12 protein-coding genes and 1 pseudogene are annotated in these 13,082 nt (G+C 72.6%); 5 read left to right on the forward strand and 8 right to left on the reverse strand.

Annotated features, from left to right (window positions below; all coding sequences use genetic code 11):
• Nucleotides 1–284 precede the first annotated feature (284 nt).
• Nucleotides 285–1,781, reverse strand: coding sequence for a PLP-dependent aminotransferase family protein (locus AB0M39_RS38990; protein ID WP_365373020.1), 1,497 nt, complete (start codon nt 1,779–1,781; stop codon nt 285–287).
• 180 nt (nt 1,782–1,961) lie between these two features.
• Between AB0M39_RS38990 and AB0M39_RS38995 the strand changes: the two genes are divergently transcribed.
• The 4 genes from AB0M39_RS38995 to AB0M39_RS39010 all read left to right on the forward strand — a co-directional run bounded on the left by AB0M39_RS38995 (nt 1,962) and on the right by AB0M39_RS39010 (nt 5,370).
• On the forward strand, nt 1,962–2,582 hold the full coding sequence (locus AB0M39_RS38995) for a hypothetical protein (RefSeq protein WP_365373044.1): 621 nt from the start codon (nt 1,962–1,964) through the stop codon (nt 2,580–2,582).
• Complete coding sequence (locus AB0M39_RS39000) at nt 2,579–3,343, forward strand: glycerophosphodiester phosphodiesterase family protein (RefSeq protein WP_365373022.1); 765 nt, start codon at nt 2,579–2,581, stop codon at nt 3,341–3,343. Before AB0M39_RS38995 ends, AB0M39_RS39000 begins: the two co-directional genes overlap by 4 nt.
• Nucleotides 3,344–3,383: 40 nt before the next feature.
• Complete coding sequence (locus AB0M39_RS39005; RefSeq protein WP_365373025.1) at nt 3,384–4,730, forward strand: MFS transporter; 1,347 nt, start codon at nt 3,384–3,386, stop codon at nt 4,728–4,730.
• A gap of 265 nt (nt 4,731–4,995) precedes the next feature.
• Entirely contained in the window at nt 4,996–5,370 is a 375-nt protein-coding gene (locus AB0M39_RS39010; RefSeq protein WP_003959706.1) for an RNA polymerase-binding protein RbpA, read from the forward strand.
• A 240-nt stretch (nt 5,371–5,610) separates the two neighbouring features.
• Here the strand turns inward: AB0M39_RS39010 and fxsA are convergent, their stop codons facing one another.
• The 4 genes from fxsA to AB0M39_RS39030 all read right to left on the reverse strand — a co-directional run bounded on the left by fxsA (nt 5,611) and on the right by AB0M39_RS39030 (nt 9,718).
• Nucleotides 5,611–6,195, reverse strand: coding sequence for an FxsA family membrane protein (gene fxsA, locus AB0M39_RS39015; protein WP_365373027.1), 585 nt, complete (start codon nt 6,193–6,195; stop codon nt 5,611–5,613).
• A 91-nt stretch (nt 6,196–6,286) separates the two neighbouring features.
• Nucleotides 6,287–7,054: a polyprenol monophosphomannose synthase gene (locus AB0M39_RS39020; RefSeq protein ID WP_365373029.1), complete on the reverse strand. Its 768-nt coding sequence runs from the start codon at nt 7,052–7,054 to the stop codon at nt 6,287–6,289.
• Between the two features lie 573 nt (nt 7,055–7,627).
• The gene (locus AB0M39_RS39025) at nt 7,628–9,268 is read right to left on the reverse strand and encodes an amidohydrolase (protein ID WP_365373032.1); all 1,641 of its coding nucleotides are present in this window, start codon (nt 9,266–9,268) and stop codon (nt 7,628–7,630) included.
• A gap of 9 nt (nt 9,269–9,277) precedes the next feature.
• On the reverse strand, nt 9,278–9,718 hold the full coding sequence (locus tag AB0M39_RS39030; RefSeq protein WP_365373034.1) for an Lrp/AsnC family transcriptional regulator: 441 nt from the start codon (nt 9,716–9,718) through the stop codon (nt 9,278–9,280).
• Between the two features lie 204 nt (nt 9,719–9,922).
• Between AB0M39_RS39030 and AB0M39_RS39035 the strand changes: the two genes are divergently transcribed.
• Nucleotides 9,923–10,333 carry a hypothetical protein gene (locus AB0M39_RS39035; protein ID WP_365373037.1) on the forward strand — a complete coding sequence of 137 codons (411 nt, stop codon included), beginning with the start codon at nt 9,923–9,925 and terminating at the stop codon, nt 10,331–10,333.
• On the opposite strand, the gene AB0M39_RS39040 is transcribed toward AB0M39_RS39035, so the two are convergent.
• The 3 genes and pseudogenes from AB0M39_RS39040 to AB0M39_RS39050 all read right to left on the reverse strand — a co-directional run.
• Nucleotides 10,330–11,403 (reverse strand): phosphotransferase family protein, encoded by a 1,074-nt coding sequence (locus AB0M39_RS39040; protein WP_365373039.1) that lies wholly within the window; start codon nt 11,401–11,403, stop codon nt 10,330–10,332. The genes AB0M39_RS39035 and AB0M39_RS39040 overlap by 4 nt on opposite strands.
• Before the next feature lie 192 nt (nt 11,404–11,595).
• Complete coding sequence (locus AB0M39_RS39045; RefSeq protein WP_365373042.1) at nt 11,596–12,720, reverse strand: hypothetical protein; 1,125 nt, start codon at nt 12,718–12,720, stop codon at nt 11,596–11,598.
• A gap of 37 nt (nt 12,721–12,757) precedes the next feature.
• Nucleotides 12,758–13,082: pseudogene (locus AB0M39_RS39050) on the reverse strand (hypothetical protein); the annotation flags it as partial.

Below are 13,082 nucleotides of genomic sequence, written 5' to 3' on the forward strand. Positions count from 1 at the left end.
GACGGTGGCGGCGGCGGGCAACACCGATCGCCCCGACGTCAGGCCGCGAAGGTCCGCGGCACCCCCGCATCAGGCCACGAAGGCCCGCTGTGCCTCAACGTCAGGCCGCGAAGGGCCATAGCGCCCCCGCATCCGGCCACGAAGGCCCGTGGCGGCCCCACCTCAAGCCGCGAAGGTCCGCGGCACCCCCGCATCAGGCCACGAAGGTCCGCAGCGCCCCAACGTCAGGCCACGAAGATCCGTAGCGCCCCCGCATCCGGCCACGAACGTCCCAGACGCCAGCCTCACGCCACGAAGGTCCGCGGCGCTTCCGTCCCCGTGCTGGCGCCCGTCGCCACCAGCCGCGCCGCGGCCGCCAGCCGTACGGCGGCCTCCTCCGCGACCGGGCCGCCGACCGTGAACGGCAGCCGTACGTATCCCTCGAAGGCCCCGTCCACGCCGAAGCGCGGCCCTGAGGGCACCCGCACCCCCACGCGCTCGCCGACCTCGGCGAGCCGCGAGCCGGAGAGCCCGCCCGTGCGCACCCAGAGCGTCAGCCCGCCGTCCGGCACGTCGAACTCCCAGTCCGGCAGCTCCCTGCGCACCGCCGCCACCAGCGCGTCGCGGTTCTCGCGGGCCTGGGCCCGGCGCAGGGAGACGGCCTCCTCCCAGCCCCCGGTGCCCATGAGCCAGTTCACGGCGAGCTGCTCCAGCACGGGCGTGCCGAGGTCGGCGTAGGCGCGGGCGGAGACGAGCGAGCGGATGACGTCGGGGGCGGCGCGCACCCAGCCGATGCGCATGCCCGCCCAGAAGGCCTTGCTGGCCGAGCCGACCGTGAGGACCGTGCTGCCCGCGGGGTCGAAGGCGCACACCCGTCGAGGCATCTCCATGGCGTCGTCCAGATGGAGCTCCGACATGGTCTCGTCGACGACGAGGACCGTGCCGGCCGACCGCGCGGCGTCGACCAGGCGGCGGCGCTGGTCCTCGTCGGCGAGCGCGCCGGTCGGGTTGTGGAAGTCGGCGACGACATAGGCGAGGCGGGGCGCGGCGTCCCGCAGCACCTGCCGCCACCTCGGCAGGTCCCAGCCGGTCAGCCCCTCGGCCATGGCGACCGGCACGAGGCGGGCGCCGGCCTCGCGCATCAGCTGGAGGATGTTGGCGTAGGAGGGGGACTCGACGGCGATGCGTTCGCCGCGGCCCGCGAAGAGGTGGCAGATCGCGTCCATGGCGCCCATGGCGCCGGTGGTGACCATGATCTGCTCGGGCATCGTGGGGATGCCGCGTTCGCTATAGCGGTCGGCGAGCATCTGGCGCAGCGCGGGCAGCCCGGCCGGGTAGTCGCCGTGGGTGTGGGCGTACGGGGGCAGCTCCTCGAGGGCCCCCTGGACGGCCCGGGTGAGCCAGGGCTCGGGGGCGGGCAGGGCCGCGGTGCCCAGGTCGATCATCGAGCCGAGGGACTCGGGCGGCAGGGGCTCCAGTCCGCGCGCGGGCAGGGGGTTCCCGGCCGGCACGGCGGTCCAGCTGCCGGCGCCTCTGCGGGACTCCAGGAAGCCCTCGGCGCGCAGCGCCTCGTAGGCCGCCGCGACGGTCGTGCGGGAGACGGAGAGCGACAGGGCGAGCTCGCGTTCGGCGGGGAGCCGGGCGGCGACCGGGACGCGGCCTTCGAGGACGAGGAGGCGGATGCCGTCGGCGAGGGCCCGGTAGGCGGGCGGCTTCCGGACGCCGGGGCCTTGGGGCCGGGTCTGGGCGGTGAGCTGCCGGGCGAGCTGCGTCGCGCCCACCGCTGAGGTCCACTGAGTCATAAAAGTCAGTCCACCTTCATCGAATTGGCCATGGTTGCCGCCTCTTCCATAGCCACAGAGTGACATGAGTCAGTCCACAACTACCACTCAGGGAGCGTCATCGTGGCCGCGCATCGCACCGAAAGGCCGGATCTCGCCGGAGGGCGGCGCGCTGGCCGCAGACCACGTCTCGCCCGGCGGCTGTCGCAGCTGTACGTCGGTCTGGCGCTGTACGGAGTGAGCTCGGCGCTCCTGGTGCGCGCCGGGCTCGGGCTGGAGCCCTGGGGCGTGCTCCACCAGGGTCTCGCCGAGCTCACGGGGCTGACGATCGGCGTGGTCTCGATCGTCGTCGGCGCGGTGGTGCTGCTGCTGTGGATCCCGATCAGGCAGCGGCCGGGGCTGGGGACGGTCTCGAACGTCTTCGCCGTCGGCATCGCCATGGACGGCACGCTGGCCGTGGTCCCGGACATCCACGGCCTGGGCGCGCAGATCCCGGTGCTCGCGGCGGGGATCGTGCTCAACGGTGTCGCGACGGGTCTGTATATATCGGCGCGCTTCGGCCCGGGGCCGCGCGACGGCCTGATGACGGGACTGCACCGGGTGACGGGCGGCTCCATCCGGCTGGTCCGCACCGCTATAGAGGTCGTGGTCGTCGCGACCGGCTTCGCCCTCGGCGGCTCGGTGGGCGCCGGCACGGTGGCGTACGCCGTGGCGATCGGCCCGCTGGCGCAGCTGTTCCTACGGGTGTTCGCCGTCCCGGAGGACGAGGGCAGCACGGTGGTCGCCAAGGGGACACCCAGACAGGCGATACTTCGCCCGTGACTGTCGTACGCCATCCCTACCTGGACCATCCCACGCCGCTCCCCTTCGCCCACCGCGGCGGGGCGGCAGACGGGATAGAGAACACCGCGGCCGCCTTCCGACGGGCCGCGGACCTCGGCTTCCGCTATTTCGAGACCGATGTGCACACCACCGCGGACGGCCGGCTGGTCGCGTTCCACGACGCGACGCTGGACCGGGTGACGGACGCTCGGGGCAAGATCGCGGCGCTGCCGTGGAGCGAGGTGCGCCAGGCCAGAGTGGCGGGCCGGGAGCCGCTCGCGCTGTTCGAGGAGCTGCTGGAGGAGTTCCCCCAGGCGCGCTGGAACGTCGACCTCAAGGCCGAGTCCGCGCTGGCGCCCCTGGTGGACCTGGTGCGCAGGACGGGGGCTTGGGACCGGGTGTGCGTGGGCTCGTTCTCGGAGGGCCGGGTGGCACGGGCGGCGCGGCTGGCCGGCCCGCGGCTGGCGACGTCGTACGGCGTGCGCGGGGTGGCGAGCCTGCGGCTGCGCTCGTACGGGATACCGGCGGCGCTCCGCGCGGGCGCGATATGCGCTCAGGTGCCGGAGAAGCAGGGCGGCATACGGGTGGTGGACCGCCGGTTCGTCCGGCTGGCCCATGCCCGCGGGCTCCAGGTCCATGTCTGGACGGTGAACGACGCCGACCGGATGGCGGCACTTGTGGACCTCGGGGTGGATGGCATCATGACCGATCATCTGGAGACGTTGCGCACGGTACTGACCGAGCGGGGAGTCTGGGTCTGAGCCCTGGAACGTCTGCGCGAGCACGAGCAAGGGGGCGCGGGTGACGGCCGACACCGCGGACCGGACGACCGGTACGGGCCAGCGCAAGCGCGAGCAACGCGGCTGGTATTTCTACGACTTCGCGTGCTCGGTCTACTCGACGAGTGTGCTCACGGTGTTTCTGGGCCCGTATCTGACCTCGGTGGCGAAAGCCGCGGCGGATGCGGAGGGCTTCGTCCATCCGCTGGGCATTCCGGTGCGGGCGGGGTCGGTCTTCGCGTACTCCGTGTCGCTCTCGATGGTGGTGGCGGTGCTGCTGATGCCGCTGGCGGGGGCGCGGGCGGACCGCACCGGCCGCAAGAAGCCGCTGCTGGCGGTCGCCGCGTATGTAGGCGCCGCGGCGACGACCGGGATGTTCTTCCTGGGCGGCGAGCGGTATCTACTGGGCGCGTTCCTGCTGATCGTCGCGAACGCGTCGCTGTCCGTGTCGATGGTCCTCTACAACGCCTATCTGCCGCAGATCGCGGAGCCCGACGAGCGGGACGCGGTGTCGTCGCGGGGCTGGGCGTTCGGCTATACGTCGGGCGCGCTGGTGCTGGTGCTGAACCTCGTCGTCTACTCGGGCCACGAGTCCTTCGGGCTCTCGGAGGGGGAGGCGGTACGGATCTGCCTGGCGTCGGCGGGCCTGTGGTGGGGCGCCTTCACGCTCATCCCGCTGCGGCGGCTGCGGGACCGGGCGCTCCCGTCCGGCGGCGAGGGAGCGGTCGGCTCGGGGTGGCGGCAGCTGATGGCGACCCTGAAGGACATGCGCAAGCATCCGCTGACGCTGTCGTTCCTGCTGGCGTACCTGATCTACAACGACGGTGTGCAGACGGTGATCTCGCAGGCGTCGATCTACGGCTCGGAGGAGCTGGACCTCGATCAGACGACGCTGATCACCGCGGTGCTGCTGGTGCAGGTCCTGGCCGTGGCCGGGGCGCTGGGGATGGGGCGGCTGGCCCGCACACACGGGGCGAAACGGACGATTCTCGCGTCGCTGGCGGTCTGGACGCTGATTCTGGCGGCGGGATACTTCCTGCCGGCGAAGTCTCCGGTGTGGTTCTACGCTCTGGCGGGGGCGATCGGTCTGGTGCTCGGCGGAAGCCAGGCGCTGTCGAGGTCGCTCTTCTCTCATCTGGTGCCGCGCGGCAAGGAGGCGGAGTATTTCTCGGCCTATGAGATGAGCGACCGGGGACTGAGCTGGCTGGGACCCCTGGTGTTCGGGCTGGCATACCAGCTGACCGGCAGTTATAGGGATGCGATCGTCTCTTTGGTGATCTTCTTCGGGCTCGGTTTCGTCCTGCTCGCACGGGTTCCGGTACGGCGGGCCGTGGCGGCCGCGGGCAACCCCGTGCCGGACCGGATTTAGACGTTGAAGTGAAAGGCCGGTAGTGTACGCCTTTGGCCTGCCAGGCGGACCGTTACTGCGTGCTGAAGAAGTGAAATCACTGGGTGACACTTCCTGTCAGATGTGACAAACCGGGCACTGGTGGGTACCCAAACCCAGGAAAAGCAGCGGCACGACGGGCGACGCATGACCCGGAACGGGAATCTTTACCGCCGACCGGACGTTGACCGGATGACGACGACAGCGACACCTGTCCTGTGGGCGACAAGCCCGGGAGGCACCATTCATGAGTGAGCGAGCTCTCCGCGGTACGCGCCTCGTGGTTACCAGCTACGAGACGGACCGCGGCATCGATCTGGCCCCGCGCCAGGCGGTGGAGTACGCATGCCAGAACGGCCATCGATTCGAGATGCCGTTCTCGGTAGAGGCGGAGATTCCGCCGGAGTGGGAGTGCAAGGCGTGCGGCGCCCAGGCACTCCTGGTCGACGGGGACGGCCCCGAAGAGAAGAAGGGCAAGCCGGCGCGGACGCACTGGGACATGCTGATGGAGCGGCGCACCCGCGAGGAGCTGGAGGAGGTGCTGGCCGAGAGGCTGGCGGTCCTGCGCTCCGGCGCCATGAACATCGCCGTGCATCCGCGGGACAGCCGGAAGTCCGCCTGACCGCGTAACCCGCACCGCATAAAACAACCGCAACACAGCAATGAAGAGCCGCGGGCTGCGGCACACCGAGTGTGTGTCACAGCCCGCGGCTCTGCGTGCGTTCAGGGAGGCGGGAGGGTGAGGCGATGCTTGGGCGACCGTCCGTACAACCTTCGGCCGTGTCCTCAAACGCCGGACGGGCTGAAAATCCAGCCCCGCGGGCGCGTCCGTCGGATCCGCGGGCACTGACAGGCGCCGTCCTCAGTGCGCCAGCGGCGGGCGGGGGCCCTCGTTCCGGTACGAGTCGTCCGGGCGCGGGGTCTCGTCCCGGATCACCTCGCCCTGCACCACCTTGCCGTCCGGGCGGTGGATGCGGGCCTGCTGGAAGGCGCCCCCCAGGGTCCCCGCGCCCGCCGCGCGCATCCGGCGGTCCAGCGACTTCTCCGCGTACCGCCCCAGCATCGAGCGGACCGGCGGGATCAGCAGGAGCAGTCCCGCCGCGTCCGAGATCAGGCCGGGCAGCATCAGCAGCAGCCCGGCGAGCATCAGGAAGCCGTTGCCGGTGCTCCCCGCGCTCTGGGGGGCCGCGGGGCTCTGCCCGGACTGCTGCTGCTGAAGAGTCTCCTGAAGACTGCGGAAGGCCCGGCGGCCCGCGCGCTTGATGACGACGGCGCCGAGCACGGCGCCGCCGACCAGGAGGGCGAGGACGGTGAGCCCGCCGGCCGCTCCGGCCACGAGGGTCAGCAGCCACACCTCGAGCACCAGCCAGGCGGCGATGCCGAGGGGGACGAAGGTGCGGGCGCGCGAGCGCTTGGGGGCTGTCGGGGGCGGTGCGCCGGTCGTCATGCTCCCAGTGTGCCTGGAGGCCCGCCAGAGCGGCGTGAGGGGGTGATCAACAAGATCGTCCCGCCCGGCTCAGCCGATCGCCCCGCCCGGCTCAGCTGGACTTGCGGCCCAGCAGACGGTTCGCCCGGCCGCCGATCCCCCAGGCCGTGACCCGCCACAGCGCCTCGACGACGATGTCCCGGCTCATCTTGGAGTCGCCCACCACGCGCTCGACGAAGGTGATCGGGACCTCGACGACGTGGTACCCGGCGGCGACCGCCCGGCGCGCGAGGTCGACCTGGAAGCAGTAGCCCTGCGAGGCCACCTCGGAGAGCCCGAGGCCCTGGAGGGTCTCGGCCCGGAAGGCGCGGAAGCCGCCGGTGACGTCCCTGATCGGCACGCCGAGCAGCAGTCGGGAGTACGTGCTGCCGCCGCGCGAGAGGAACTCGCGGTGCTTGGGCCAGTTCACCACCCGGCCGCCGGGCACCCAGCGGGAGCCGAGCACCAGGTCGGCGCCCTTGAGGGCGGTCAGCAGCCTGGGCAGCTCCTCGGGCTGGTGGGAGCCGTCGGCGTCCATCTCGACCAGCACGCCGTAGCCGTGCTCGATGCCCCAGTCGAAGCCCGCCAGGTAGGCGGCGCCGAGGCCCTCCTTGCCCTTGCGGTGCAGGACGTGCACCTGCTCGTCCTCGGCCGCGAGCTCGTCGGCGAATTTCCCTGTGCCGTCGGGGCTGTTGTCGTCGGCGATGAGGACGTCCGCCTCGGGCACGGCAGCGCGCACCCGGGAGACGATCGGCTTGATGTTCTCGGCCTCGTTATAGGTCGGGATGATCACCAAGGCTCTGCCGAGCGGGCCGTATCGCCGCTGACCGCCGTCGTTCACTGCTGCCCCTTAAAGTCCGTACGCAGATCACCACCTTAGCGAGCGCTTCCGGCGCGGCTGCGGCGGCACGGACCTCGGGGGGCGGCGAGCCTCGGCAGGGCATGCGGCCGGACGGGCACGGCGTGCGGTCGCGGGGCGGAGGCGGACCAGGGCCCGGCGTCCTTCGGGCCGACCTGGGGCCCGCTGGCTGCGGGTCGACCGAGAGCCGTTGTCTACTGAACGCCGGGCCCCACCCGGGTCACACCTTCCCCCAAGCTCCTATGGAGCAGGGGGGAACCCCCACCGGCTGAGACCTTCCCTCGCCCCGAAGCGCGGGCGCTGAATCTGGCTCCCAGTGGCAGTGCCCCGGTGCGGCGCACTGCCCCATGACCCAGCGGCGTTCGACGACTGCGGGGAGGTCTGCCGGTCGGACGTCCCGTGGTGGACTCGGCCGAACCTACCCGCCGGTGGCCTCTCGCTGTCAACAGTCGGCTGATCTGCGCGGTTTGCCCAAACCAGCAGGTCAGCGCGGAAGATCCGCAGGTCGCGGCCGAACACGGGGAACAACCATCGGCCGTACGAAATGTCCCTACGTCACTCGTTCGGCCGCTCAAAGACGGTTTGTCCGAAGACCACCGTCCGCAGGCAGACCGGGAGTTCGCCGCCGGGGCTGAGATCGGGCAGGCCAGGGGTGCCGGAGCGGGGGTCGGTGGACCAGCGGGAGACCCGGTCGTCGGGGGCCTGGACGACGAGCTCCCCGGTGCGCCAGACCGCGTAGTCGGCGGGCGCGCCGGGGACCAGGACGCCCGCGTCGTCGCGGCCGACGGCCCGCCAGCCGCCGCGCGTGTGGGCGGTGAAGGCAGCGCGGGCGGAGATCCGGTGCTCGGGCGTGCGGTGGAAGGCCGCGGCCCGCACGGTCCCCCAGGGGTCGAGCGGGGTGACCGGGCTGTCGGAGCCGAAGGCGAGCGGGACGCCGGCGCGCAGCAGGGCGGCGTACGGGTTGAGGGTGCGGGCCCGGTCCGCGCCCAGGCGCTGGGCGTACATGCCGTCCTCGCCGCCCCAGGCCGCGTCGAAGGCGGGCTGCACGGACGCGGTGAGGGCGAGCTCGGCGAAGGCGGCGATGGTCTCGGGGGTGAGCATCTCGGCGTGCTCGACGCGGTGCCGTGCGGCGCGCACCCGGGCGAGGCCCAGCTTGTCCGCGGCCGCCCTGACGCCGTCGACGACCGCGGTGAGGGCGCCGTCGCCGATGGCGTGGAATCCGGCCTGCAGCCCGGCCTCGGTACAGGCGATGACATGGGCGGCGACGGCCGCCGCGTCCAGGTGGGCGGTGCCGGTGTGCGGCGCGTCGGCGTAGGGGGCGTGCAGACAGGCGGTGTGCGAGCCGAGGGAGCCGTCGACGAAGAGGTCGCCGGCCGCGCCGATCGCGCCGAGCTCGCGGATGCGGCGGGCGTCCTCCTCCCCGGTGACCTGTTCGGCCCAGTAGCCGACGACACGGGGGCCCTGCTGGGCCCGTGCGAGGGCGAGCAGGGCGGTGAAGTCGTCCTCGTCGGAGATGTCGGGGCCGGCGCACTCGTGGACGGTGCCGATGCCGAGGGACGCGGCGCGGGCGAGCGCGGTCCGCTGGGCGGCCTCGCGCTGGGCGGGGGTGATCGCGGCGTGGGCCGCGGCGCGCACGGCGTGGTGGGCCGCGGCGGTGAGCGGTGCGTCCGGGCGGTAGCCGGCCAGCTCGGCGGCCTGGGGCACCAGGTCGAGCATGGCCGTGGTCACGACTGCGGAGTGGACGTCGACGCGGGGCAGGTAGAGCGGCCGGCCGCCGGTCGCCTCGTCGAGCTCGGCGCGGGCCGGCGGGCGCTGCTCGGGCCAGCGGGCGGCGTCCCAGCCGTGGCCGAGCAGCACCGTGTCGCCGGGGCGGGCCGCGCTGTGCCGCCGTACGAGGTCCAGCGCCTCGGCCAGGGTGCGGGCGCCGGAGAGGTCGAGGCCGGTGAGGGCGAGGCCGGTCGCGGTGGTGTGCACATGGGCGTCGGTGAACGCCGGAGCGACCAGCGCGCCTTCGAGGTCGACGACCTCGTCGACGCCGTCGGCGAACGCGTCCGCGGCGCCCTCCGAGCCCACCCACGCGACGTGGCCCTTCTCGACGACCATCGCCGTGGCGAAGGGGTCGGCGGGGCTGTGGACTTCTCCACCGCGCAGCAGCACGGTGCGGTGTTCGCTCTGGGGGGCGGCGCTCTCGGTCATGGGACCAGCCTAGATATGCGGCGGGCGTGCCTCGTACGGGGTGGACAGCACGACGGTGGTGCGGGTGGAGACGCCGGACTTGGATCTGATGCGGGTGAGCAGATGCTCCAGCTCCAGCGGCGTCGACACGCGCACCTTGAGGATGTAGTTCTCGTCGCCCGCCACGCTGTGGCACGCCTCGATCTCGGGGACGTCCGCGAGACGGTCGGCGATGTCGTCGGGCGCGCTCGGGTCGAAGGGCTTGACCGAGATGAACGCCGTCAGCGGCAGCCCCACCGCCTCCGGGTCGACGACGGCGGCATAGCCGCGGATGACGCCGCGCTGCTCGAGGCGGCGGACGCGCTGATGCACCGCCGACGTGGACAGGCCCGTGGCCTTGCCCAGATCGGTGTAGCTCATGCGCCCGTCCTTGACGAGCAATTCCACGATCTGACGATCCAGCTCCTCCATGCGGATCAACTTATTGCCCCGAGTCCCCTCCGGCACAGTCGGCGGCGGCCCGGAGCGGCACCTGCGGCAGGCATGTGACGAATGCCACAGACCCTGACCCGTGTCCATCGTGACCGCACGGTTACCTGCCGCGCGCGAGGGGAATTGCTTGCTGTGGTCGAGGCCGCACGTGCCTGGTCGGCCCACCTGAGGGGGAGATTCTCCATGCAGAACACCGAGAACACCGGACGCACCGAACCGGAGCCCGTCGATTCGGCTGAGCCGGCCGACGTCGACGAGCTCGATGCGTACGACACCTTTGAGATGTACCGGGTCATCTGCCCGGACTGCGCCCAGCCAATCGCCCTTCTGGCGGACGAGCACGTCCTGCCGGAGCACGCGCTGTGCCCGACCCCGTGGAACCCGTTCGGTCTGACCGTCTGCGCGGGCACGGGCCGGCCGGCCGGGGACGCCGCGCCCGCGGACGAGACGCTGGAGGTCCAGGAGCAGGACACCGCGTTGCTGCTGACGCTCCCTCAGGGGCTCGACTGGCGGAAGCAGCCCTTCTCGCACATCGGCGGTCCGGGCTCGCGCCCCCTGAAGGGGCCGGGGATGCGCCGCTCGGCGGCGGCCTAGGCCCAGTAGCTCCCCTGCACCATGGCGGCGAGGCCGGCATGGTGCAGGATCAGCCCGTCCGGCTCCCGCGGCGGCTCGACCTCGCCGAAGTGGACCTGCCGATAGGCCACCCGGAGCATGACGATCGCGTGCCGCAGCGCCGCGTAGAGCGTGTAGAAGTCCATGTCCCGCGGCGTGTGGCCGGTGAGCTCGGCGTAGCGCCGCTCGACGGCGTCCCTGCGCAGGAAGTCGGGCAGTCCGCGCTGCCCGAAGCTCACCGTCAGATCCTGGAAGAAGCGGTGGAGGTACACCGTCCAGCCGAGGTCCACCTCGCGCGGGGCGAGTGAGGCCATCTCCCAGTCCAGGACGGCGGCGGGCTCGAAGCCGTCGTAGACGATATTGCCGATGCGCGCGTCGCCCCAGTTCAGCACCGTCTCGCCGGCGTCCTTCGGCCAGTGCGCCTCGAGCCAGTCGAAGCCCGACTCGATCAGCGGCGAGCGCGGCAGCCCCTCCACCACCCAGGCGTAGTACGCCCGTTGGCCGCGCACATGCCGGCGCAGCGTGTCGCCCTGCCCCGGCTCGACCGGGTACTGGTCGTGCAGTCGGGCGATGAGGGCGACGGTGGACTCCTCAAGCGCGGCGCGCTGCGCTTCGCTCGCCGCGTGCAGCCAATTGCCCTCGTAGGTATAGGGCATGACGTCCGGCGGCACCCTGCCCTCGACGCGCTCCATCACGAAGAACGGGGCGCCCAGCGCCGCCGGGTCCTCCTCCAGCCACAGCACGCGCGGCACGGGGACGTCGGTGTGCTCGGCGACGCCGCGCAGGGTGCGGTACTGCTCGGCCATGTCGTACACGGGGAAGACCGTGTACGCGTCCGGGTCGGCGGCGAGCCGCAGCGCGCAGGCCCGCACGGGCGGGTCGGGGTGCTCGATGTCGAAGAGCAGCGTCTCGCTCGACATGCCGTTGGACTCGGGCGCGCGGACGCCGCTGACCTTGGCGCCGGGCAGCCGGGCGGCCAGCCAGGACGTGAGCCGGCGGGCGAGCTCCTCGGGGTCGCGGGTGGTGGTGCGGGGGCGGGGCGGTGTGGCCATGGCGGTGCTCCTCACAGGTTCATGTGGTGAACAGCGCACTCGGCGGCGGGAGTCGCCCCCGCCCGCCGGTGACGCAAGACGCCTGATCGCATACGTTCGGTGATGCCCTCTGATCCGCCGGCGGACTGCGATCCGTCGGGGGACCCGGATCCGCCGGTCGGCCCAGATCCGCCGGCCGCCGCGCCCCGGCCGCTAGCCGGCGACCGAGTCATAGCCGGTGAAGCCGCTCGGGTCGTGGCGGCCGAAGGTTCCGTGCTCGAAGATCCCGTAGCCGGTCCGCCCCTCCAGGGTGAACCGGGCGGAGTGGTCGGTGACCCCGTAGGCGGCCATCGGATGGCCGGCCGGGTCGCCGAGGTCGTAGACCCGCCGGTCGGTCCAGTCGCGGCCCTGCCAGGTGCCGTGCTGCCAGTCGGCGGCCGGCGGGTAGCCCGCGCCGACGGCGAGCGGCGAGGAGGCGAGGATCTCGACGCCGAGTTCGAGGGGCTTGCGGGCCGGGTCGGTGAGGTGGACCACGGCGCCGCGGGGGTCGCGGGTGCCGGGGTGGTAGTCGATGTCGGTGTGCGGCCAGCCCAGCTGGACGTCCGGCACGCCGTCGCGCACGAGGAGCGCCTCGCTGAGCGTGCGGTAGCCGTCGGCGTCCTCCTGGGCGATGACCATCAGGAACCGGTCCTCGAAGCGGACCGGGATCCAGAGCCAGTGGAAGCCCTCGGGGCGCATCTCCTCGGCCGCCCGGCCGCCCTCCTCGCCGGGGATGGGGCGCACGCCCCAGCTGCGGTCCCGGGTCCCGGTCCACTGGCCGGCCGCCACGGGTATCTCCTGGCCGTCGGCGCGGATGACGCCGCTGCAGCTGCCGGCCTGGACGAAGCGGCGGCCTTCGAGCATGAGCCGCCCGCCGCGGCGCTGGATGTGGTGCGGCTCCCACACGGCGGGGAAGTCGGCGTGCCATTCGATGTCGTACGAGAGCGAGCCCGCCTCGTGCGGGTCGGCGTCGCAGTGCAGGGACAGACGGACGAGCGGCTCGTCGACGCTGACGCGCAGCGGGCCCACCGAGAGGTTCATCCGGTCGTCCGTGAGCGCGTCGGAGGCCCGTACGGCGTGCAGCCGGTCGCCGACCCGCAAGGTGGCGTAGGCGTCGATGACGCCGGTGTTGGGGTAGACGCCGAGGCCGGCGATGAGCAGGGCGCGGCCGGCGTGGTCGAAGACATGGAAGATGCACCGGTCGTACGCGTTGCGGTCGCTGGTGACCAGGTGCTTCATCGACAGGGGCGCCTGGTGGACGGGGTACTCGTCGAGGGGGATCGGTCGGTCGTCTGACACGGCTGGCCTCCTGGGCGGCAAGGAAGTTGACGGTACGTCAGAATCCCTGCGGAAGGCCATAGCCGGGCACGGGGGCGTGCGACGGCGGGCGGGGCGGCGCGGCCAGGGCGGCGGGCAGGTGCGCGGTGGGGGCCGGCGGACGCGTGGCGGGCGCCAGGGCAGGCACGAGATGGGCGGCCAGCACGCGCGCCGCGAGGGCCGCCATACGCGTGATGGCAGGCGGCCGGCACGTGGCGGGCGTGCCGGCAGACGCGCGGTGAGCGGCCGGCGGACGCATGGCCGGCGGACGGGCAGGCACGTGGTGGCGGCCGGACTTCGGTCCCTGGACGACGGCCAAGTAGGACTGGCCGAAAACACGCTCG

Origin of the sequence: Streptomyces sp. NPDC051907 (genome assembly GCF_040681075.1) — a bacterium.
In the GTDB taxonomy this organism is placed as follows: Bacteria; Actinomycetota; Actinomycetes; order Streptomycetales; family Streptomycetaceae; genus Streptomyces.

Coding starts and splice junctions, on each gene's coding strand:
- AB0M39_RS39035 (WP_365373037.1), top strand. CDS start 9,923: ATGCAGAACACCGAGAACACCGGACGCACCGAACCGGAGCCCGTCGAT.
- fxsA (WP_365373027.1), bottom strand. CDS start 6,195: ATGACGACCGGCGCACCGCCCCCGACAGCCCCCAAGCGCTCGCGCGCC.
- AB0M39_RS39030 (WP_365373034.1), bottom strand. CDS start 9,718: ATGGAGGAGCTGGATCGTCAGATCGTGGAATTGCTCGTCAAGGACGGG.
- AB0M39_RS38990 (WP_365373020.1), bottom strand. CDS start 1,781: ATGACTCAGTGGACCTCAGCGGTGGGCGCGACGCAGCTCGCCCGGCAG.
- AB0M39_RS39025 (WP_365373032.1), bottom strand. CDS start 9,268: ATGACCGAGAGCGCCGCCCCCCAGAGCGAACACCGCACCGTGCTGCTG.
- AB0M39_RS39040 (WP_365373039.1), bottom strand. CDS start 11,403: ATGGCCACACCGCCCCGCCCCCGCACCACCACCCGCGACCCCGAGGAG.
- AB0M39_RS39010 (WP_003959706.1), top strand. CDS start 4,996: ATGAGTGAGCGAGCTCTCCGCGGTACGCGCCTCGTGGTTACCAGCTAC.